The 20,481-nt window shown below is 56.6% G+C and carries 20 protein-coding genes; 3 read left to right on the top strand and 17 right to left on the bottom strand.

The annotated features are described in order from the left end of the window. Positions 1 to 200: 200 nt before the first annotated feature. On the bottom strand, positions 201 to 665 hold the full coding sequence (locus WW58_RS04980) for a tRNA (cytidine(34)-2'-O)-methyltransferase (RefSeq protein WP_012420609.1): 465 nt from the start codon (positions 663 to 665) through the stop codon (positions 201 to 203). Between the two features lie 80 nt (positions 666 to 745). On the opposite strand from WW58_RS04980, the gene WW58_RS04975 reads away from it, so the two are divergent. Beyond that, complete coding sequence (locus WW58_RS04975; RefSeq protein ID WP_022198735.1) at positions 746 to 1,309, top strand: ribonuclease H-like domain-containing protein; 564 nt, start codon at positions 746 to 748, stop codon at positions 1,307 to 1,309. Positions 1,310 to 1,495: 186 nt separating this feature from the next. Here the strand turns inward: WW58_RS04975 and smpB are convergent, their stop codons facing one another. The 3 genes from smpB to WW58_RS04955 form a co-directional block, all read right to left on the bottom strand. After that, entirely contained in the window at positions 1,496 to 1,954 is a 459-nt protein-coding gene (smpB, locus tag WW58_RS04965) for an SsrA-binding protein SmpB (protein ID WP_012420611.1), read from the bottom strand. 114 nt (positions 1,955 to 2,068) lie between these two features. Next, positions 2,069 to 2,290 carry a DNA-directed RNA polymerase subunit omega gene (locus WW58_RS04960; protein ID WP_012420612.1) on the bottom strand — a complete coding sequence of 74 codons (222 nt, stop codon included), beginning with the start codon at positions 2,288 to 2,290 and terminating at the stop codon, positions 2,069 to 2,071. A gap of 74 nt (positions 2,291 to 2,364) precedes the next feature. Further along, positions 2,365 to 2,931: a pseudouridine synthase gene (locus WW58_RS04955; RefSeq protein ID WP_022198736.1), complete on the bottom strand. Its 567-nt coding sequence runs from the start codon at positions 2,929 to 2,931 to the stop codon at positions 2,365 to 2,367. A gap of 21 nt (positions 2,932 to 2,952) precedes the next feature. On the opposite strand from WW58_RS04955, the gene WW58_RS04950 reads away from it, so the two are divergent. Both WW58_RS04950 and WW58_RS04945 read left to right on the top strand, forming a co-directional pair. Next, positions 2,953 to 3,813, top strand: coding sequence for a hypothetical protein (locus WW58_RS04950; RefSeq protein WP_215836757.1), 861 nt, complete (start codon positions 2,953 to 2,955; stop codon positions 3,811 to 3,813). Between the two features lie 103 nt (positions 3,814 to 3,916). Beyond that, a complete protein-coding gene (locus tag WW58_RS04945) occupies positions 3,917 to 4,372 on the top strand; it encodes a nucleoside-diphosphate kinase (RefSeq protein WP_022198738.1) in 456 nt (151 codons plus the stop codon). A gap of 146 nt (positions 4,373 to 4,518) precedes the next feature. Here WW58_RS04945 and WW58_RS04940 read toward each other — a convergent pair whose 3' ends face one another. From WW58_RS04940 to WW58_RS04880, 13 genes are all read right to left on the bottom strand, one after another. After that, positions 4,519 to 5,340, bottom strand: coding sequence for a glycosyltransferase family 2 protein (locus WW58_RS04940; protein ID WP_046435769.1), 822 nt, complete (start codon positions 5,338 to 5,340; stop codon positions 4,519 to 4,521). 8 nt (positions 5,341 to 5,348) lie between these two features. Continuing rightward, complete coding sequence (locus WW58_RS04935) at positions 5,349 to 6,293, bottom strand: glycosyltransferase family 2 protein (protein WP_046435768.1); 945 nt, start codon at positions 6,291 to 6,293, stop codon at positions 5,349 to 5,351. A gap of 134 nt (positions 6,294 to 6,427) precedes the next feature. Next, a complete protein-coding gene (locus tag WW58_RS13010) occupies positions 6,428 to 7,096 on the bottom strand; it encodes a prepilin-type N-terminal cleavage/methylation domain-containing protein (protein WP_094139497.1) in 669 nt (222 codons plus the stop codon). Positions 7,097 to 7,114: 18 nt separating this feature from the next. After that, positions 7,115 to 8,383, bottom strand: coding sequence for a type II secretion system F family protein (locus WW58_RS04925; protein WP_046435767.1), 1,269 nt, complete (start codon positions 8,381 to 8,383; stop codon positions 7,115 to 7,117). 71 nt (positions 8,384 to 8,454) lie between these two features. Beyond that, positions 8,455 to 10,113, bottom strand: coding sequence for a GspE/PulE family protein (locus WW58_RS04920; protein WP_012420620.1), 1,659 nt, complete (start codon positions 10,111 to 10,113; stop codon positions 8,455 to 8,457). Positions 10,114 to 10,141: 28 nt separating this feature from the next. Continuing rightward, on the bottom strand, positions 10,142 to 11,782 hold the full coding sequence (locus WW58_RS04915) for a GspE/PulE family protein (RefSeq protein ID WP_022198743.1): 1,641 nt from the start codon (positions 11,780 to 11,782) through the stop codon (positions 10,142 to 10,144). 211 nt (positions 11,783 to 11,993) lie between these two features. Then, positions 11,994 to 12,998, bottom strand: a complete 1,005-nt coding sequence (gene dusB / locus WW58_RS04910; RefSeq protein ID WP_022198744.1) for a tRNA dihydrouridine synthase DusB — start codon at positions 12,996 to 12,998, stop codon at positions 11,994 to 11,996. A 261-nt stretch (positions 12,999 to 13,259) separates the two neighbouring features. Beyond that, positions 13,260 to 13,769 carry a YlbF family regulator gene (locus tag WW58_RS04905; protein WP_012420623.1) on the bottom strand — a complete coding sequence of 170 codons (510 nt, stop codon included), beginning with the start codon at positions 13,767 to 13,769 and terminating at the stop codon, positions 13,260 to 13,262. A gap of 156 nt (positions 13,770 to 13,925) precedes the next feature. Next, complete coding sequence (locus WW58_RS04900; protein ID WP_022198745.1) at positions 13,926 to 15,092, bottom strand: pyridoxal phosphate-dependent aminotransferase; 1,167 nt, start codon at positions 15,090 to 15,092, stop codon at positions 13,926 to 13,928. A 169-nt stretch (positions 15,093 to 15,261) separates the two neighbouring features. Continuing rightward, a complete protein-coding gene (gene murJ, locus WW58_RS04895) occupies positions 15,262 to 16,827 on the bottom strand; it encodes a murein biosynthesis integral membrane protein MurJ (RefSeq protein WP_102758545.1) in 1,566 nt (521 codons plus the stop codon). A 13-nt stretch (positions 16,828 to 16,840) separates the two neighbouring features. Continuing rightward, positions 16,841 to 17,932 (bottom strand): adenylyltransferase/cytidyltransferase family protein, encoded by a 1,092-nt coding sequence (locus WW58_RS04890; RefSeq protein ID WP_046435766.1) that lies wholly within the window; start codon positions 17,930 to 17,932, stop codon positions 16,841 to 16,843. Positions 17,933 to 18,081: 149 nt separating this feature from the next. After that, entirely contained in the window at positions 18,082 to 18,726 is a 645-nt protein-coding gene (locus WW58_RS04885) for a superoxide dismutase (RefSeq protein ID WP_046435883.1), read from the bottom strand. A 216-nt stretch (positions 18,727 to 18,942) separates the two neighbouring features. Next, positions 18,943 to 20,403 (bottom strand): glycoside hydrolase family 10 protein, encoded by a 1,461-nt coding sequence (locus WW58_RS04880; RefSeq protein WP_046435765.1) that lies wholly within the window; start codon positions 20,401 to 20,403, stop codon positions 18,943 to 18,945. Positions 20,404 to 20,481 lie beyond the last annotated feature (78 nt).

Genomic DNA, 20,481 nt, shown 5'->3' with positions numbered 1-20,481 from the left:
AGAGACGCCTTTCAAGTGATTCCGGGGGGCTGATGGGAGCCCCCCCTCCCCCCCGCAACCCGTCTGACCGGGTGGCCCGTGTTACGGTGGAGTTTTATGCCTTTCCCGTAGAAGAATATTTGATGCGCAGGAAATATGCCGGAAAAGAGCCGGCTGGGATTTTCAGATCTCTTTTTCCCGTGATGGCCGCGGCGGCTTCGTCAAATGCCTGTCTGGCGCAGTCCTTCATAAAGAACAACAGCTACGGCTGTGGATAGATTCAGGCTGCGGGCTCCTTCCCCGGGCATCGGAATCGTCAGGGCGGTATCTGCGTGCTCTCTCAGCATGCTTTCCGGCAGTCCTCGGGATTCCGGTCCAAAAACCAGATAGTCCCCCGCATGAAAAACCGCATCCCAATGGGAACGTGGCGCCTTGGTGCTCAGGTACCAGAATTGCGCTCCGGGGGCTGCCGCCTGCTTCAATTCCTCCAGGCTGTCCCAGACATGCAGATCCACTTTGGCCCAATAGTCCAGCCCCGTACGGCGCACATGCTTTTCATCCAGGCTGAACCCCAAAGGTTTGATCAGATGGAGCCTGGAACCCGTTGCCAAAGCCAACCGTCCGGCAGCTCCCGTATTATGCGGAATTTCCGGATGAAACATGACGATGTGGAAACGGGGCTGCATGTGCTTATTCTCATCACAAACATGCCTCCCGTTCAAGTGGGACTTGTCCAAAAGTGGCAAATAATGTACGTTTTCACCCGATGAGAGACATCGTGTATTTTGATTTGGAAACCCGTCATTCCGCGGCGGAGGTGGGCGGCTGGCACAATACGGCCGAGATGCGCCTTTCCGTGGGCGTGACTTATTCCACGGCTTCCGGAAAATATACGATTTATTCCGAGGAAATGGTGGATGATCTCATCCGGCAGCTTTCCCAAGCCGACCTGGTGGTGGGTTACAACCACGAGCATTTCGACTATGGCGTGTTGCAGCGTTATACGATGTGGAACATGATTGATATCACGAACAACCTTGATTTGTGCAAGGACATCGAACAGCGCGGGGGAGTGCGCGTCAAGCTGGATTCCGTGGCGGCTGCCTCCATCGGTTCTTCAAAAACGGCCGTGGGCACCCAGGCTCTCAAATGGTGGGCGGAATACGTGCAGACGGGCAATACGGAGCTTTTAATGGATATAGCCCGTTATTGCTGTTTTGACGTGAAGGTGACGCGGGATGTGCACTGGTACGGAGCGGAACACGGTTTCATCCGTTATGATGATAAAAAGGGCGGCCAGGTGGAATTGCCCGTAGATTGGAAATTGTAACTTTTTCTGCGGGCATGCCTGGCCGGCTGTGGCCGGTTCTTTTCCCGGGCGATGGAGTGGGTCTGGTTTCCCTCCTTTGGCGGCGTTGCCGTTTATCCCGGGCAGATACCGGTTATCAGGGAATGGCTGGGACAGAGAAAGGCTTCCGGGAAGAAGCGGACGGCAACTGCGCGGTTGCCGCCTGACTTACCGGCGGTTGATGCGGGCCACTTCCCGCTGGGCTTCGCGCATTTCCACGCGGGCTTTCAAATCGTAGCGCTGGTCGCGGTGGGTTTTGCCCTTGCCCAGGCCTAAAGCCAGTTTCACCTTGCCGTTTTTCCAATACAGCTTGAGAGCTACCAGGGAGCAGCCTTTCTGGGAAGTCTGCTGTTCCAGTTTGAAAATTTCCCGTTTATGGAGAAGAAGGCGGCGGGGCCGGCGCGCCTGGTGCTGGAAGAATTCTCCCGCCGTCTCCCAGGGCTGGATGTCGCAGCCGTACAAGAGCATCTGGCCGTTTTCCACCCTGGCGAAGGAATCGGCAATATTCACCTTGCCGGCGCGGATGGACTTGACTTCCGTTCCCTTGAGTTCCATGCCGCATTCGTAGGTGTCCAGAATTTCGTAATCCCGGCGGGCTTTTTTGTTGGTGGAGATGTCGGAGCTCATGGCACGAAGGGGAGAAGGATGAAAAGGCCCCGGGCTGGGAGACCGGGGCCTGGCCGGATAGAGAGGATTCCGTACGGAATTCCGATCCGGAACGGCAATAAAGGGAATGTATTATTACTGGTTGTCTTCCTGGAGGCTGCCGGATTCCGTATGATAGACGAGCTTGCCTTCAATGATTTCCGTCAGGGCAATGTTCGCATTGCCCATATGGGGCGTGGTAGGCACCAGCGGGGCGCGGCCATTATTAAGCTGGGCTACGCGGCGGGAAACCACGTTGATCAGCATTTGGGGCTCGGGAATGATTTTGGAGGCTTGTTCGACGAGTTCGGCTTTCATGTAAAAAGGTCTAGGTAGATATCCTGATGCGGAGAGAGATATAAAAACGGTTCCTGCTCGGAATCAAGCCTATATTACGGCATGAGCTGCCTTCGCTCGCGGGAATCCAGTTCTTTCCATGCGCCGGGTTTCAGTCCCGCCAGGGAGAAATTTCCGATTCTGGCACGAAGAAGCCGGAGCGTGGGAAAGCCGATGGCGGCGGTCATGCGCCGCACCTGGCGGTTTTTCCCTTCCACCAGCGTCAATTCCAGCCATGAGGTGGGAATGGAGGCGCGGTAGCGGACGGGAGGGATGCGGGGCGGCACGTCAGGCTCCCTGCGCATGAGGCGTGCCCGGCAAGGCAGCGTGCAGTACCCGCGGATGCGGAGGCCCCCGAGTTCCAGAGGGCGAAGGTCCGTTTCGGAAGGAGTGCCTTCCACCTGGCTCCAATAGGTTCTGGGATGCCTGCCGGAGGGGTTCAGGAGACGGTCCGCCAGGCCCTTCTCATCGGATAAAAGAAGCAGCCCTTCCGAATCCGCATCCAGCCTTCCTACAGGATACACGCCGGGAGGAAAACCGAATTCAGCCAGGGTCCGGTGGTGGGGAGCCTCCTTCGTAAATTGGGAGAGAATACCGTAAGGTTTATTGAACGCCAGAATCATGCCGTGCACGGCAAGGGTAGCATGAACCGCCGGCTTTGGCACGGGAAATTGAAGCGGCTTGACTTGTCTGCGTTGGGAAAGGAAAGTATCTGCATGCATGGAAAAACGGCAGGTTGCGTCCTGATGTTTGCGTGTTGCGTGCCCGTCTGGGTTCAGGCGGCGCCGGATGCGGGGGAAGTGAAGGCAAAAATTGCGCGGAAAATCTGGCAAAACGAATGTGCCGGGACAATAAGGGGGCTGGTTTCCTGGAACCGGGGAGAAGCGTTTCCTTCCCTGGGCATCGGACATTTCATCTGGTTTCCTGCCGGAGTCACGGAAAGGTTTGAGGAAAGTTTCCCTGCTTTCATTCAGTTCTGCCGCAGGAGGGGAATCCGGGTTCCGGAATGGTTTTCCGGTGCGGCTCCGTGGCGGACCAGAAAGGAATTTGAAGCGGCGGACGTTCGCGGCGGTCTTCCTGAACGGATGCGCCGGTGGTTGTCCAGTCCGGCGGCCCTGCAAATGCAGGCGGATTTCATTATTGCCAGGTCTGTGGCCGCTCTGGAGCGTATCAAGGGCCAGTCCCGCCGCCCGGAAGAGATGGCGGCCCGCTATTACGCCGTGGCGTCGGTTCCCAACGGCATGTATGCCCTGATTGACTACGTGAATTTCAAGGGAGAAGGAACCAATCCGGCGGAACATTACCGGGGGATAGGCTGGGGGCTCAGGCAGGTGCTGGAGGAAATGCGCTCCGTTTCTCCCGGACAGCCTGCGGCGGTTGAATTTGCGGAAGCGGCCAAAAGGGTGCTTCAGCGCCGCGTGGACAACAGTCCGCCGGGCCGCGGAGAAGCGCGCTGGCTTGCCGGATGGCGGAACCGGTGCGATTCCTATAAGAGGAATTTGTGACGAAGTCCTTTCCCAACAGAAAAGACCAGTTGTGCAATTATCCTTGACCTGACGGGGATTAGGGTGTAATTCCCTCACTCCATCCTGAAACTTCGCTGATTTTATGCCAAACACTCAAGAAGAAACAACGCTGATTTTGCTGAAGCCCGACTGTGTGCGGAAAAACCTTTCCGGCACCATTTTGAAACGTTTTTTGTCCGAAGGGTTTCGCCTGCGCGGCATAAAGATGATCCAGCTTGATGAACCGGTGCTCCGGGAACATTACGCCCATATTCTGGACCTGGTCATCAATGGGGAACCGCTTTTCCCGAAGCTGCTTGATTTCATGACCAGTTCTCCGGTCATTGCCATTGCCCTGAAAGGGCCCGGCGTTATTGTGCGCGTGCGCGAACTGCTGGGGCCCACCAATTCCCAGAAGGCAGAGAAAGGCACAATCCGCGGTGATTTCGGAACAGACAGCATGATGAACATCTGCCATGCGTCCGACAGCCGTGAATCCGCCGCCGTGGAGCTGGCAAGATTTTTCCGGGAAGAAGAACTGTTTGACGGCCTTAATTAAGGGAAGGCCGCCTTTTTCCCATCAGGTTAATTGAGGGCCGCAGCTGTAATAACGGCTGTGGCCCTTGCCGTTGCGAGGCTGTACCTCCCATGGGAGGATGAAGGGGGGAGGCAGCGGCTTTTCCGGGAGAAGCAGGAAAGAACGGGTTACTTTTCCCAGGGAGTGGTAAGATAAAGGAAGGCCTTTTTCATACGGTAGGCCTCACGCATGAAGCCGTCCATGATATTGTTGCAGCTGTGTTTGGAAAAGGAATGGCCGTAAATGCGCTTGATGGCGGCATCCTCTCCGTGCTGCTTCTGGCGCTTTAACTCAGCGTCCATGTCCCGGCGTTCGATATTGGGGGCGCTCAGATTGTCGCCATGCCAGCGAAAATCCGCCAGCAGCCTGTTGTAATGCACGAACTTCTTCCCCGCCCGGCCCAGGCGCGCGTAATATTCCCCGTCCATGTCGTAGTGGAAACGTTCGTCCAGCAGGAACCCCTCTTCAATAGTAGTGCTCCGGCGCAGGAACAATGCGGTGGAAGCCAGATAGGTACCGTACCAGATGTGCATGTTCAGACTGTAGGGCAGGGCCTTCATGGCGCGTTGGATCTCTCCATCCGGTCCGATGAAATTCCATGCTCCATACACAATGTCCGCATCTGGGCGGGAATCCGCAAAGGCCTTGACCGCCGCCAGAGCCCCCGGCAACAGCCGGTCGTCCGTATTCAGCCACATAACCCATTTCCCGCGCGCCTTGCGGAAGCCGCGGTTAATGCCTTCCGACATGCCGGAATCCTTTTCCACATGCAGTTTCAGGTGAGGGTAGGAGTGCAGGATATCCAGGGTGCCGTCCGTGGACCCAGCGTCCTGGATAATGTGTTCAAATGTAACCCCTTCCTGGTTTTTGACGCTCTCTATGCATTCCTTTACGTAGCGGGCGTAATTATAGCTGGGCGTAATAATGCTGAAATCCGGTTCTGTGTCCATAGGCAAGGTTAGTTGAAAGGCTTGATGGAACGTTCCCTGGCGATGTAAATAGGGCGCTTTTTAACTTCCGTATAGGTTTTGGCCAGATATTGGCCCAAAATGCCCAGGCACAGCAGCACGATGCCACCCATCATGCAGAAGACGCATACCAGGGAAGTCCATCCGTAAGCGGAATGGGGCCAGATCAATTCGCGGACCGTCAAGATAATGATGGAAAGGAATGAGATGAAGGAAAGAAGTACCCCTATGATGGAGGCCAGCGCCAGGGGGGCGGTGGAAAAGGCCACGATACCTTCAATGGAGTACAGGAACAGCTTGAAGAAAGACCACTTGGTTTCTCCTGCCACCCGTTCCACATTTTCATATTCAAACCATTTGGTCCGGAACCCCACCCATTCGTACAGCCCCTTGGAAAATCGGTTGTACTCCTTCAGGGAAAGCAGGGCTTCCAGTACGGGACGGGTCATCAGCTTGTAGTCCCGGGCTCCGTCCACGATGCGGGTGTCCGATATTTGATGAATCGTCTTATAAAAGGCGCGGGCGAAAAAGGACCGCAGCAGCGGTTCCCCCTGCCGGGTGACGCGGCGCGTCCCCGCACAGTCATATCCTTCCTTCTCAATGGCTTTCAGCATATCCGGGAGCAGAGAAGGAGGATCCTGAAGGTCCACATCCATGACGGCGGCATAATCCCCTGTGGCCGCTTCCAGGCCCGCATAGATGGCGGCTTCCTTCCCGAAATTGCGGGAGAAGGAAATGAATTTTACTTCAGGGGAGTGTTCCGCCATTTTCTTAATCATTTCCAGGGAGCGGTCCGTGGAACCGTCGTCCACGAAGATAAGTTCCGGGGCGTAGCCCTCCAGGCATTCCTTGAAGACCCGGTCTATTTCTTGCTTGAACGCCGGAATGGCTTCTTCTTCATTCAGGCAGGGAACGATCAGGGAAATGCGTTTCATGTCAGTGCCCAAATCATACTTCAGAAGCCGTGCGGATGCCAGAAAATAGTCCCTCCATGCACAAAGCCTTCCTCCACTGGAAGGGGAGGAAGGCTGCCGGAAAAGAAGCCGTGCGCGGAAAAATACCGGTAAGGTCAGAACTTCGGCAGGTTGCCGATGTCATCTTCGTTTTCAGGGGCGTGCGGATCTTTCAAATCACTATCCCCGTCTTTTCCGAAAGACCAGAAATCATAATCCGGATTCAGGCCGTTGCCCATTTTCAGGTTTTTGGCCCTGTCGGTTCTGGTGGGGATGGACTGCTCGCTGCCCAGGCGGTAGCGGTAGGGGGAACCCCATGGATCCGCAAGAATATAAAGGGTAACCGGCCTGCCGTCCTTGCTTTTCACATGGACTTCCCGGACAGTCGGGTTGCTTTTGGGCTGCGTAGAGGGGTTCAACTCATCATTGTAAATGGTTGTATCCCTGGAAGGAATACCCTCATTCTTATGGTCGCCGAACAGAGCCATGTAAACCACGTTGGAACTGTATTCCTCCCCGTTGGCCACGGCTACGCCGTGATTATTGAAGGGAGCTTCCGTGCCGTAGGGGTAGCGGTCATGGTCGCTGTGGTAGCTCTCCAACCCCATTTCAATTTTGCGGACAATGGATTCCGTAGCCTGTTCGTTCTTTCTGGTTTCAAGCCAGGTGTAAATGGAGATGGTCAGCGTGGCCAGCACCACGATGATCACCATCACTACCAGGATTTCCATGAGGGTGAACCCCTTTGTTTCCCGGAGCCGACGGTATGCGGAATGATTTTTCATCTGATTCTGCTTGAGGGGTTACCCCATCTTTTCAATAACCTGCAGGAGGGGCAGGAACATGGCGAACACGATGCCGCCCACGACCACGGCCAAGAATACGATCATGATGGGTTCCAGCATGGAGGTCATAGCTCCCACGGCATTGTCCACTTCATCATCATACACGTCCGCGATTTTCAGGAGCATGTCCGGCAGCTGGCCGGTTTCTTCCCCCACGTCCACCATGGAGATTACCATGGGCGGGAAAAGCTTGGAGGAGGACATGGGCGTAACTACGGATTCGCCCTCCTTGACGGAGTCATGGATGAGGCCGATGGCGTCTCCCACGATCATGTTGCCGGCGGTATCCTTCGTGATGGTAAGCGCCTGGAGGATGGGAACGCCGGAAGTCACCAGCGTGCCGAAGGTTCGGGCGAAGCGGGCAATGGCGCTTTTGCTCTGCACATTGCCGATGACCGGCATGGTCAGCAGAGCGGAGTCAATCTTGCGGCGTCCGTTGGGCGTCTTGCTCATGGCCGTGAAAACAGCGTACAGGATGGCGACCACAGCGGCCAGAATGACGGCATTGGGCACAAAGAAGGGGGCGGCCATGAACCAGTCGCTGATGCCGAACACAAACTCGGAAATACCGGGAAGTTCCTGATTCTGCTCTGCGAACATCGCCTTGAATTTGGGCACGATGACCAGCATCAGGAAGATCACGATGCCTACGGCGATAAACAGGACGATGGAGGGATACACCATGGCGGAGATCACCTTGCTTTTCAGCTTTTGAGCCTTTTCCTGGTATTCCGCCAGACGGTTCAGCACGACTTCCAGCACACCGCCCAGTTCCCCGGCCTTTACCATGTTGACAAACAGGCGGTCAAAGATTCTGGGGTGTTGGGCCAGGGCTTCCGAGAAGGTGGAGCCGCCCTGAACGGAATCTCCCAGAGCTTCGATAGTTACGCGCAGGTTGGGGTTTGCCTCCTGTTTGGCCAGCACGTTCAGACTCTGGAGCAGGGGAAGCCCTGCGTCAATCAGAGTAGCAAGCTGGCGGGTGAAAATCATCAGAGCCTTGGCCTTGATTTTGCCTCCCAGTTTGCCTTTTTGCTTCTTGGCCCCCTTGGCCTTTTTCTTGGCGGCAGGCGTCTGTTGAATCTTGCCCTTGCCCGCTTCTACGATCTGGGTGGGGTACAGGCCATGCGCCCGGATGGCTTCCATGGCCTCCGCTTCGGAGTTGGCCTCCAGGGAGCCTGTTTTCTGGTCGCCTTTATGGTCAAGTGCTGTGTATTGATATTTAGGCATATATGTTGTTTCTTAAGTGTTTTTTCTTGGTGATTGAAATAAGTGGGGAAGCAATGGCGTCCGGCTGTCCATTAAGTATATTTCAGCACTTCTTCAATAGTAGTGTTGCCGTCATAAATATTTCTCAGCCCGTCTTCTCTCAGCGTGGACATTCCCATTTCAATAGCCTTCTGTTTCAGCACCACGGAGGGAGCGCGATCCGTAATCATGTCACGCAGGGTGTCGTTAATATCCAGAAGCTCATAAATCCCCTTGCGGCCCCTGTAGCCGGAATTGGAGCATTTATCACAGCCGCGGCCAGTGAAAAAGTGCTTGTCCCCCAATTCATAGGGAGATACGCCAAGCTGGGAGAGGATGGTGGATGAGGGTTCATACGGGGTGCGGCAGTCCGGACAGATGGTGCGCACCAGGCGCTGTGCAAGCACCCCTTCCAGGGAGGCCGCTACCAGGAAAGGTTCGCACCCCATGTCCACCAGTCGCGTAATGGCTCCGGCAGAGTCGTTCGTGTGCAGGGTGGAGAGAACCAGGTGGCCCGTCAGGGATGCCTGGATGGCGATCTGCGCTGTTGCCATGTCTCGCATTTCCCCTACCAGAATACGGTCCGGGTCCTGCCGCAGGAAGGCGCGGAGAACCATTGGGAAATCCAGGCCGATGGCTTCATTGATAGGAATCTGGATGATGCCGTCAATATCGTATTCAACAGGGTCTTCTGCCGTCAGCACCTTGGAATCAATGGTATTGATTTCACGCAGGGCGGCATACAGCGTAGTTGTCTTGCCGGCGCCGGTGGGGCCGGTAACGATGAAAATGCCGTTGGGCTTGTGGACCGTATCCAGAATATATTCGTGGATATGCGCGGGAAGCCCCAGGTTGTCCATGTTCAAGTTGACGGAAGAGCGGTCCAGAACGCGGAGCACCACGGATTCTCCGTACTGAGTGGGAAGGGAGGAAACGCGCATGTCCACGGAACGGTTTCCTATCTGCTTGACGATGCGGCCGTCCTGCGGAATGCGGCGTTCCGCAATGTTCATGTTTGCCATGACCTTGACGCGGGAAATGACCGGTACGGACAGGTGGACGGGGGGAGGCTGCATTTCATACAGGGCGCCGTCCACACGGTAGCGGATTTTGAATTCCTTCTCAAAAGGTTCGAAGTGAATGTCGGAGGCCTTTTCCTTGATGGCCTGTGTAATGACGAGGTCCACAAAGCGGATGACGGGAGCGGCGGCGGAATCCTCCGTCTCATTGTTGACCTGCATGTTGTTCAGTTCCTGCATCAGGTCGGACATGGCGGCGGATTCGCCTCCATAAAGCTCATTGATGCGTTCGGAAATCTGGTAATCCGGCGCTACCAGAACATGGATGTCCTGGCCGAGGGCGAAGCGCAGGTCTTCCACCGTCTGAGGATTCAGGGGATCCACCAGGCAGACGTACAGGCCTTCCGGACCGTGCCGCACAGGGAGCGCCCCGTGCAGGCGCACGAGCGTGGCCGGCATCATGTTCTGCACGTTCGGATCCGGCTGGAAGTTGTCCAGTGTAATGAATTCCGTACCCAGGTCGCTGGCAATCATCTGCCAGATATCATCCTTGCTGCCGATGATGCCGAAGTCTGCAAGCACTTCCGGCAGTTCCTTGCCGGAGGCGATCATTTCCTCCTTGATGTCCTTTGCCAGGGATTTGTCAATCATTCCCCGGCCGATGAAAAGTTCCAGTGTGAGGTTGGTGTCCATAATAAGCAGAATGAATAGCGGGGAAAAATCAGTTGGCGTCTCCCATGGTGACGTTTAGCACTTCTTCCGGAGAAGTAAGGCCGGCCAGCACTTTGCGTACGCCGTCTTCCCTCAAGGTTCTCATGCCCAGTTCCCGGGCGCGCTGGCGCAGCTGGGGGGAAGTCAGGTTTTCGTTAATCATGCGGCGCACCTCGTCGTCGATTTCGAAAATCTCAAACAGCCCCATCCGGCCCTTGAATCCGCCGCCGCGGCAAAAGTCGCAGCCGTGGGGTGCCTTGATTTGGCCCTGGGCAAGGCGGGACATGTCAATGTTCAGCGTATGTGCCTGCTTTTCCGTCAGAGTGCCGTCCACCTTGCAGCGGTCACACAGCTTGCGGACAAGACGCTGAGCCATGATGGCGCGGACGGAGGAGGCGATCAGGAAGCGTTTGATGCCGATGTCCGCCAGACGAGCCACGGCGCTGGGAGCGTCATTGGTGTGGAGGGTGGAGAATACGAGGTGCCCCGTCAGGGAGGCGTTGATGGCGATGCTGGCTGTTTCCATGTCTCGAATTTCCCCGATCATGATGATGTTGGGAGCCTGGCGGAGCATGGCGCGCAGGGCGGCGGCGAAGGTCATGCCGATATCCGCCTTTACCATGACCTGATTGATGCCGGAGAGTTCGTATTCCACAGGGTCTTCCACCGTGATGATTTTTTTATCCGGGCGGTTGATGTGGTTCAGGCACGCGTAAAGGGTCGTGGTTTTACCGGAACCGGTAGGACCCGTCACCAGGATAATGCCGTCCGGCAGCGTGATGAGGCGGTCGAACACAGCTTCATCATCTGAGAAAAATCCGAGCTGGGGAAGGCCCAGCACCAGGGCGGATTTGTCCAGGATACGCATGACGATGCTTTCCCCGTGGTTGCTGGGGACGGATGAAACACGGAGGTCGATTTGCTTGCCGCCGATGCTCATCTGGATTCGCCCGTCCTGGGGCATGCGTTTTTCCGCAATGCTCATGGTGGTACTCATTACCTTGAGGCGAGCGATGATGGGGCTGAGCAGTTTTTTTGGATGGGTGGCCACCTCCACCAGCTTGCCGTCCACGCGGTAGCGGATGCGGAGCCTGTTTTCCATGGGCTCAATGTGGATGTCGGAAGCCCTCATTTTGAAAGCGTCCGTCAGCATCTGCTGCACCAGACGGATAATGGGAGCATCCTCCCCTTCCAGCCCGTCGGTTTCTTCCGGAACGCTCAGATCCCGGTAAAATTCATTCAACCGGCTTTCCACCGCGCTGCGGGTGGCGACGCTGAAAATCACGTCCCGCCCCATCAACTGGGGCAGGCTGTCCATGGTTTCCAGATTCAGGGGGTCGTCAATGGCAATGTTGATGGAAAAACCGTCGTCGGAAATGGGGATGGCCCGGAAGCGCCTGGCAAGTTCCGGCGTAATGAGTTCGCGCACCTCCTGGGGGATGTGCATGGAGCCCAGGTCCACGACGGGGAGCAGGGAGTTTGACGCCGCCACCTGAGCGATGACGTCTTCCGTAAGATAGTTGGCCTGAATCAGAAAATCGACCAGGTCCTGGGTGGGAGATTTTTGACTGCGCGCGTACTGAAGAATTTCTTCATTCAGATATCCGGCCTGCGTAAGAAGTTCGATGAGATATGATTCGTTGGAGTACACGTCGATCTCTGGATGCTATTGTTGGAAGTCTGCCGAAATGGAGCGGCAGGATACTCCCCTATTTCTGACAGGTTCGGAACGTAAAGTCAACTTAGCTTCCCTCAAAATGGCATTTTTTTTCAGGCGTGTCCGGAGGCGGGAAGAACCTCCTCCTCTTTCCGCCGCTTTCCAAACCTGCGAAATCTCCCGGAAAGCGGGATTTTTCCTGTTCTCAGGGCTTTTGGCGGGGGAGCTTGGAAAGCAGGTCTTCCAGCTCCGGCATGCTGGATACGCGCACCAGGCGGGAACGCATTTCCTTGGCGCCGGGAAATCCCTTCGTATAAGCCAGGATTCGTGACCTCATATGGCGCATCGTGTGAAGTTCATCCCCATAATGGCGGGACTCCAGGGCCATCCGGGCATGCCGCAAAATCAGGGCTGCCTTTTCCTGCGGGTCTCTGGCCGGCGGCATGGCTCCGTGCAGCAGATAATACTTGGCGTCTCCGAAAATCCATGGGTTTTCCATGGCCGCACGGCCAATCATGACGCCGCTGACGGCCGTATTTTCTTTTACATAAGCTACAGCCTGCGGGGTGGAAATATCCCCGTTCCCAATGACCGGCACGGACATGGCCCGCGCGCATTCGTCAATAATGTCCCAGTTGGCCGTTCCGGAATACTGCTGGGAGCGGGTGCGCCCGTGAATGGTGATCATGGAAATTCCCTCATTCTCCAGCAGGCGGCACGCGTCCATGGCGCACAGGCTCTGAAAATCCCAGCCAATGCGTATTTTGGCCGTGACGGGGATTCTCTCTCCTACGGCTTTCACGACGCCTCCGGCAACGGAAGCCAGCAGGGGAAGATCTTTCAGGAGGGAGGAACCTCCATTTTTGCCAACCACCTTGGGAACCGGGCAGCCGAAGTTGATATCGATAAAATCCGGCTTCTCATGGTCCAGGATAATTCTGGCCGCCTCTCCCATGTGGTTCCCGTCCGCTCCGAAGAGCTGGATACCTATGGGACGGTGGGCATTTTCTATCTTTGTGTACCTGCGGTTTCTCTCCCATGCCTGGAGAATTCCTTCCGCAGAGACGAATTCCGTCACCATCACATCCACTCCAAGCTCCTTGCAGATAGTGCGGAAAATGGGGTCCGTCACTCCAGCCATTGGAGCCAGGAACAGCGGGAAATCCGTTTTGAAGAACGGGAGGGGAGCGGGACGGTTGGAAAAAGTCATGATTCCTTAGGATGAGGCTAGCACGGGTTCCCGTCCCATTCAAGCATCTTGCCTGTTCTGGCGAAGAAGGGAAGGTGCAAGATGCCGGTGCTGTGCAAACATCGGGGCGTCGAAAATATGGCGCTCAATAAAGAGGTGCAGTAGTCCGCCCGGTTTTCCGGAGGAAATTGCAGGCGCGCTGGACAGTATCGTTTGTTTTCGGGAAGAAAAAACGGCTTCACTTTTTGAGTGAAGCCGTTTGGCAAAAGTTGAAAGATTGTCTTAATGGTTGCCGCAGCCGCAACCGCCGTCCTTATGGTCGTGGTCGCACTTGCCGTCGCAATCGCAATTTTCCTTGTCGCACTGGCCGCCGCAGGAGCAGGAGGACTGGGCGCTCATGGCGCGCTGGCGGGCTTCCTCTATTTCTTCAGGAGTGGGAGCGCGGCCAAGGTCAATGGACATGCCCAGATAATGATTGATGGTGTTCAGGAGTTCGTCAATGGTCTGGCGGGCTTCCAAAAAGCCGCGGGCCGCATCATTCTTGATGACGTTTTCACGCAGGGCGTCGAATTTGGAAATTTCCTCTTCGGTAGGAGGCATTCCGGCCAGGTGCTTGTTGCGCAGTTCTTCTCCGTAAGCGTTTACTTCTTCAAAAAGCTTGGTTGCTTCCGGATTTTGGAAAAAGAGACCTATTTTTGCCTTGGAGGCCACAACCTTGTCTTCCTTGGCGAGCAGATTGCAAAGGGCTTCCGTGGCGGCGCGCAGGTTGTCGTTGAGAACGGGGGTATTCATATGAGATTTATTTAATCATGCCTTTTCGTGCGGGGCAATCCGGTTGCGAGGCATGGCGCGCATTTCCTTGCCGCAGGGTTGCTGTAGGCGGGAAATCCGGAAGTAAAAAGGCGTTCCGCTTGACGTGGAACGCCTTTTTATGGTGATCAACGTTTTTTAATGCGCCTTGCAGAATTCTTCAAAGCGGTCCAGAGCTTCCTTCAGAATGTCCAGCGTGGTGCAGTAGCTGATGCGGATGGCCTTGTCATTGCCGAAGGCGATGCCGGGGACGGCCGCGACCTTGTAGCGTTCCAGAAGCTTGTCGCACAGATTCAGGGAGGTGAGTCCCAGCCTGCTTGTGTCCACAAAGAAGTAGAAAGCGCCCTGCGGCTCCACAACACTGATATTCGGGATGGCGCTGAGGCGGGAGTAAACGTACTGGCGGCGCATGTCATATTCGTCGCGCATGTCGCTGATGAAGCTCTGGTCTCCCGTAAGGGCCTCAATGCCTCCATACTGGGCGAACGTGCAGACGTTGGAAGTGGTGTGGTCCTGAATCATCTGGATGGCCTTGGCAATGGCAGCCGGGGCTGCGGAATAGCCCAGGCGCCATCCGGTCATGGCGTAACCCTTGGAAAAGCCGTTGATGGTGATGGTCAGGTCGTACAGTTCCGGACTGAGGGAGGCGATGCTGACGTGCTTGGTGTCCCCGTATACGAGGTGTTCGTAAATTTCATCAGCTAGGATGAGGATATCTTCGCTCAGGGCCACTTCTCCCAGGGCGCGCAGTTCTTCTTCGGAATAAACGGACCCGGTCGGATTGTTCGGGGTAGTGAGGATGACCATCTTGGTGCGGGGGGTCATGGCTTCCTCAAATTGTTCGGCGGTAAGCTTCCATCCGTTTTCCGCCGTGGTTTCCACGATGACGGGGATGCCTCCGCACATGCGGACCATTTCCGGATAGCTGACCCAGTAAGGTGCGGGGATGATGACTTCATCCCCCTCGGATACGGTCGCCATGATGGCGTTGAAACAGGCGTGCTTGGCGCCGGCTCCCACGGTGATCTGGGTGAAATCGTATTCCAGGTTGTTTTCCCTCTTGAGCTTTTCTGCGATGGCCTGGCGGAGTGCGGGAAGACCGGCGGAAGGCGTATATTTGGTGGCTCCGTTGTTCAGGGCCGCGATGGCTGCCTGCTTGATGTTTTCCGGGGTGTCCATTTCAGGTTCACCGCCTGCCAAACCGTAAACTTCTTCACCGGAAGCTTTCATAGCCTTGGCCCGGTTGGTCACCTTGAGAGTCAGGGAAGGGGTCAATGCCGCAATGCTGGGGGAAATCATGTCCATTGTTGTGGTGCAGTCGTAGATTTTGATGCCTTGGCGGAAAACAGGCTGTTCTCCGCATAGGCGGAAAAACTTTACTCATTGAGCGCACCCCTGGCAAGGAGAATGCTTGCGGCGGCCATTCTTTTTCTTGCGGAGGGCGTTCCTCCCTCTATGGAAGGGATTTTTCCCGTCAGCATTTCAGGAATTTGGCGCGCACCGCTTCCAGCTCCGGCGTCTTCAGCAGGAAAGCCGCCGCCAGGTAGACGATGCCGGCGCAACCGCAGACCAGGGATATCCCCAGCACCCTGGCCGGGAAGGTCCAGTTCAGGAAGCCCTGGAGGAACCATGCCTTGCCTGCCCAGCACACGGCCCCCAGCAATATTCCCGCCGCCATGATCCTGGCCAGTCCGGAAAGCAGCGTCCGTCCGTCTACGCCGCCCAGCTGGCGTCGCAGGTAAAAGAAGTAAAAGAGAAAATTGAAGGTAGTGACCACGGAGGTGGTCAGTGCCAGCCACGCCGCGTTTTTATGCAGGATGTAGACGAAACAGTAGTTGAGGCCGATGCTGATAGCCAGAGCCACGGCGGCGGCAATCAGGGGAACCCAGCGTTTTTCAAGAGCCAGGAAGACGGGCTGCACCACCTTGGTCCCGGCATAGCCCAGCAGGCCCAGGGAATAGGCTCCCAGCACTTCCCCCGTGTAACGCACGGCCTCCTGGTTGAAGCGGCCCCACTGGTATACGGCGGAGACGAATTCCGTTCCCAGGATGGAGAGGATGAGAAAAGCGGGTACCGCAAAGAATGCCACCAGCCGCAACCCCTTGGCGATGTGGACCGCCACCTCTTTTCTGCCGTCTCCCACCATCATGCGGGAAACAGCGGGCAGCACCACCATGCCCGTCGCGACTCCGAAGAGCCCCACGGGAAGCTGCCAGAGGCGGAACGCCGTGGTCAGGGCGGTGACGGAGCCTTTTTGGAGATCCAGAGCGAACCCCGTATTGATGAAGATGGTGAACTGCGTCACGCCTGAAGCCAGCACGGAGGGAAGCATCAGCCCCCAGATTTTGCGCACGCGGGGATCGTCCCATTGGAAATTGGGTTTCCAGCGGAAGCCGGTTTTGCTGAGTTTGGGGAGCTGCACGGCAATCTGGGCCATGCCCCCGATGGTGACGCCGCAGGCAAAACCGTACAAAGCTTTGGGGCCGAAGGATGGATCAATGAAATATCCAATCAGCAGGCCAAGCAGGATGGAAGTAACATTGAAAGCGGCGGAGGCCAGCATGGGCAATCCGAAAACCCCCACCATGTTCAGCGCCCCCATGATGAGGGCGGACAGGGAGGCGAATCCGATGAAAGGCCACATGATGCGGCTCAGGTCCGTGGCGAACAATTGCTCCGTCAGAGAGTGATCTCCGCTGTAGAGGGCTTCCATGACGGGCCCTGCAAATAGAATCCCCAGCGTTACAATGGCGATCATCAGGGAGGAAAGCTGGGTAGCTGCCTTGTTGGTCAGTTCCCACGCGGCCGCTTCTCCCTGCGCTTCCCGCGTTTTGGAGGCTACGCTGGTATAGGATTGGGAAAGAGCCCCTTCCGCAAACAGATCTCTTAACAGGTTGGGGATACGGAAAGCCGTGTAAAAGGCGTCCAGGGCTCCCGTAGCCCCGAACAGGGAGGTGTACACAATTTCCCTGGCCATGCCTGTCAGGCGGCAGGCGAAGATGGCGCCGGAGGCAACCAGGCTGTTCCGCATCAGGGACATGAAAGGGGGGAATTTACTTGAACAGCTGGCGGCAATACGGCTCCACCCGTTTCATTGCCGGATTGTCCTTGACAGCCTGGTCGCGATCATCCCGGCAGGGGAAAAGGTACAGGGCGTATCCCCCGTAGCCGCCTCCCAGATATTTTTTTGCAAGGGCATTGGGAATATCCGGCAGGGGGCGCATTCCTTCGTCAAGCTGCACACTGTAATACAGGGCTACGCCTGCCGCCAGTGTATTGATGTTGCGTTCCAGAACTCCGGTGCGGGCAATGAGGGAGGATTGGGAGATGCGTACGTAGTCCCGTTGTTCATCCGCCATCTTTGGGGTATCGTGTTCTTCACCCGTATATAGAATGGCCATTCTTCCTTCCAGGAAGTCACCCGTGCCTTTGACATCCAGCACCGGAGAACTGCCGGAGCGCCATACGCACAACCCCGTTTCCGCAATGACGGCAGGATCCTGCCAACCGACGCCCAGAGCGAGTTCGGACGCGACCGGATCGCGCCCTTCCAGCATGGCCCACGCGCCGCTGCCTCCCAGCCCGGAGCGTTTTTCATACGGCCATTCGCAGAGGGAAACCATGGGGGTGATGGCGCAGTTGACCACATAGGAGCCTTTTCTGGCGTAGCGGGGCACGTCCAGCCATCCCCCGGCAAAGTCCACGCGAAGCGGTACGGCGGACGGAGCCTTGATGCGGTTCACCAGCATGGTGGTGGAGACGGGAGTGAATTTGGGGGGCGTCTTGGGGAGCACCAAGTAATTGGCTCCGACGCGGGCGCACAGCTCCTTCTTGATATCGCTGTAAAGGTCATCTTCCGTCACAGCCAGGATATCCGGTTTTTCCTGAAGAAACTCTTCTTCAAAATCCAGGCCCTTTTTCATGCCGGTACCCAGGATAACCTTGTCAACCATGCGCAGGCTTTCCAGCAGAACTTTTTTGTGTTCGTCCGGAATGGACGGCTTGCGCTGCTTGTGGTGCCACAGCACGGGTTCCGAAGCGAAAGAGACGATTAGATAGTCGCCCAGAGCGCGGGCTTCTTCAAAGAACTGGATATGGCCGGCGTGGACGATATCATAGCAGCCGGAGACGAAAACTTTTTTCATGCGTGTAATGATAGATAATTAGTCTGCAACAGTATGCCCTATTGCCGTGCCGGATGCAAGAGCGAGATGAAAATACGTTAAAAAACGGCGCGGACTACAGAAAGCCCGTGCCGTTTGGGGATAGGAAAAATCAACTTCTGCAAAAACGGTCAGGAAGCCATAGCCTCCTGGTAGCGGCGTTCCACATCGTCCCAGTTGATCAGGCGGCAGAAGTCTTCAATATAGTCCGCCCGGAGGTTCTGGTGCTTCAGATAATAGGCGTGTTCCCAAACGTCACAGACGAGAATGGGGACAAGGCCGGGAATTTCCAGATTCTGATGTTTTTCCGCCCCGCAGATTACCAGCGTCTTGCTGATGGGGTCCACGCCCAGAATACCCCAGCCGGAACCTTCCACGCCCTGGGAAGCCGCCTTGAATTCCTTCATCATAGCTTCCAGAGAACCGAATTTTTCCTTGATGGCATCTACCAGAGGACCTTGCGGCTCTTTTTTGGGATCAGGCGTCATGTTGGTCCAGTAAATGGTATGGAGAACATGGCCGGAAGCATTGAAGGACAAATTACGCACCCAGTTGGTGGTGGCGGAAGCGTCCAGTTTCCCGTCCGCAATTTCACGGAGCTTTTCAGCCGCGGCATTGGCGCCGGCGACATAGGCCGCATGATGCTTGTCGTGGTGGATGCGCACGGTCTTTTCATCCAGCATGGGTTCAAGCGCGTCGTAGGCGTACGGAAGGGGTGGCAGTACATATTTGCCGTCGGCATAGCCGATCGTGGAGGGATCTTGCTGTTTAGTCATCTTGTGCTGTGGTTGTATGGATGGCCCTGTTGCCCGGGCCTGGCTGATTGTTCCCAGCGCCGCCAATGAGGAAAGAGCAATAAAACGCCTTCTGTTCATGTCCGCGCCATGGGAATGCATGGGTGTTTGGACATGGGTTGTTTTTGAGTTGTTCAAAAAACAGGAACCTCGGGGTTCTATTTTTCTTCTTGTAGAGGCAGCTGGGAAAAAGCTTTTCTACCTTCTGGCTGCTGCTGCCGGGCCCTGGGCCCCATAGACGCTGACGCCCCTGACGGCGACAGATCCCGCATCCCCCAGGAAGGATTTGGGCAGGGTTACGCGGGTCTGGTTGCCCGGAAGGAGGATGCGCGTGGCCCACTGGCTGCCGTAGCGCGCCTGGACGGCCCATTTCCGCGAAGGATTGCCGGACGGTTGCCATGAGAGGGTTACGGTGGAACCATTGTCCGCCACGTAAAAATTCTGCGGTTGTCCGGGGGTGCCGGTTCCGCACCAGGGCATGGCGGGCGGAACGGCCATGGATGGGTACAATCTGTTCAGGTATTTCTGGATGCCTCCGGCATTCCGCATGATGGATTTGATGCTCCAGAAGCATTGCCCGGGGGCGGTTCTGGCAAGGCTGCGGGAGTAGTTGACCTGCGCCGCTATTTCAGAGGCGGGGCGGCCCGGGTCTTCGCTGCTCATGATACGTGCCGTGGCGATGCCGGGCCACACCGGGCGTCTGGAGTTCTGGGCGGCCCACCATTGCATCAATGCGGGAAAGCTCTGCTTGGCCGGGCTGCAGCGCCAGTAAAGCTGGGGGGCCAGGTAATCCACCCATCCGCGGGAAAGCCACTTGCGGGCGTCGCACGCCAGATGCTCGTAGGCGTCCACACCCGCTTCAATGCCGCCGGGAACGCCCGGCCTCCAGATGCCGAACGGGCTGACGCCCACCCGCACCCAGGGTTTGGAAGATTTGACGGATTTGTACATGTCCTGCACGAAGTCGTCAATGTAGCCCCGGCGCTGGGAGGGGGATTTCCCGTCTCCAAAGCTGGCGGGAGACCAGGTGCGGCCGGGAGTGGGATAGGGGTAGAAATAGTCGTCCAGGTGCACCCCGTCAATGTCGTAGCGGCGCACGACGTCCATGATAACCTTCAGCGCGTGGTCACGGGAGGCGGAGGCGCTGGGGTTCATCAGCAGCACGGAGCCGTTTCGCTTCATCAAATCAGGGCGTGTGAGGGAAATATGGTTGCGGCCTACGGCATGCTTGACGTTGGCCTTTGCCCGGAATGGGTTGAACCAGGCGTGCAGTTCAATGCCGCGGCGGTGAGCCTCCTGAATGGCGAAAGCCAGAGGATCATACCCAGGATTGACGCCCGGGCCGGAAAGCCATTGGCTCCACGGCTCCAGAGAAGAGCGGTACAGGGCGTCGGCATTCGGGCGCACTTGGAGAAACACGGCGTTCAGCTTCAACTGGGCGCAGGTATTCAGGATGTTCAGCAGCTCCGCGCGCTGGGCTGCTCCGGAGAGGCCGGAACGGGAGGGCCAGTCAATATTATGAACGGTGGATATCCATGCCGCGCGGAATTCCTGGGGGACAGCGGGAACGGATTCTCCGGAGATCTGCCACCCAAGAGACTGGGAAGCCAGGGCCAGCAGGGAGCAGGAGAAGGCATGGAACAGGGGAAATCTGGTCATGACGGGAATGGAGAGGGATGTTTCCGGAACATTTAACGCCTATTCGGAGGATCTGTCCATGACGGATGCCGGAGGTTC

The organism is Akkermansia sp. UNK.MGS-1 (genome assembly GCF_000980515.1).
Classification (GTDB): domain Bacteria; phylum Verrucomicrobiota; class Verrucomicrobiia; order Verrucomicrobiales; family Akkermansiaceae; genus Akkermansia; species Akkermansia muciniphila.
The sequence above is the reverse complement of the archived record's forward strand: the minus strand, read 5'-3'. Positions and strand labels throughout refer to the sequence as shown.

Excerpts from the sequence above, each read along its gene's own strand:
- WW58_RS04980 (WP_012420609.1), bottom strand. The coding sequence starts at position 665 with ATGCAGCCCCGTTTCCACATCGTCATGTTTCATCCGGAAATTCCGCAT.
- WW58_RS04975 (WP_022198735.1), top strand. The coding sequence starts at position 746 with ATGAGAGACATCGTGTATTTTGATTTGGAAACCCGTCATTCCGCGGCG.
- smpB (WP_012420611.1), bottom strand. The coding sequence starts at position 1,954 with ATGAGCTCCGACATCTCCACCAACAAAAAAGCCCGCCGGGATTACGAA.
- WW58_RS04960 (WP_012420612.1), bottom strand. The coding sequence starts at position 2,290 with ATGAAAGCCGAACTCGTCGAACAAGCCTCCAAAATCATTCCCGAGCCC.
- WW58_RS04955 (WP_022198736.1), bottom strand. The coding sequence starts at position 2,931 with ATGATTCTGGCGTTCAATAAACCTTACGGTATTCTCTCCCAATTTACG.
- WW58_RS04950 (WP_215836757.1), top strand. The coding sequence starts at position 2,953 with ATGAACCGCCGGCTTTGGCACGGGAAATTGAAGCGGCTTGACTTGTCT.
- WW58_RS04945 (WP_022198738.1), top strand. The coding sequence starts at position 3,917 with ATGCCAAACACTCAAGAAGAAACAACGCTGATTTTGCTGAAGCCCGAC.
- WW58_RS04940 (WP_046435769.1), bottom strand. The coding sequence starts at position 5,340 with ATGGACACAGAACCGGATTTCAGCATTATTACGCCCAGCTATAATTAC.
- WW58_RS04935 (WP_046435768.1), bottom strand. The coding sequence starts at position 6,293 with ATGAAACGCATTTCCCTGATCGTTCCCTGCCTGAATGAAGAAGAAGCC.
- WW58_RS13010 (WP_094139497.1), bottom strand. The coding sequence starts at position 7,096 with ATGAAAAATCATTCCGCATACCGTCGGCTCCGGGAAACAAAGGGGTTC.
- WW58_RS04925 (WP_046435767.1), bottom strand. The coding sequence starts at position 8,383 with ATGCCTAAATATCAATACACAGCACTTGACCATAAAGGCGACCAGAAA.
- WW58_RS04920 (WP_012420620.1), bottom strand. The coding sequence starts at position 10,113 with ATGGACACCAACCTCACACTGGAACTTTTCATCGGCCGGGGAATGATT.
- dusB (WP_022198744.1), bottom strand. The coding sequence starts at position 12,998 with ATGACTTTTTCCAACCGTCCCGCTCCCCTCCCGTTCTTCAAAACGGAT.
- WW58_RS04905 (WP_012420623.1), bottom strand. The coding sequence starts at position 13,769 with ATGAATACCCCCGTTCTCAACGACAACCTGCGCGCCGCCACGGAAGCC.
- WW58_RS04900 (WP_022198745.1), bottom strand. The coding sequence starts at position 15,092 with ATGGACATGATTTCCCCCAGCATTGCGGCATTGACCCCTTCCCTGACT.
- murJ (WP_102758545.1), bottom strand. The coding sequence starts at position 16,827 with ATGTCCCTGATGCGGAACAGCCTGGTTGCCTCCGGCGCCATCTTCGCC.
- WW58_RS04890 (WP_046435766.1), bottom strand. The coding sequence starts at position 17,932 with ATGAAAAAAGTTTTCGTCTCCGGCTGCTATGATATCGTCCACGCCGGC.
- WW58_RS04885 (WP_046435883.1), bottom strand. The coding sequence starts at position 18,726 with ATGACTAAACAGCAAGATCCCTCCACGATCGGCTATGCCGACGGCAAA.
- WW58_RS04880 (WP_046435765.1), bottom strand. The coding sequence starts at position 20,403 with ATGACCAGATTTCCCCTGTTCCATGCCTTCTCCTGCTCCCTGCTGGCC.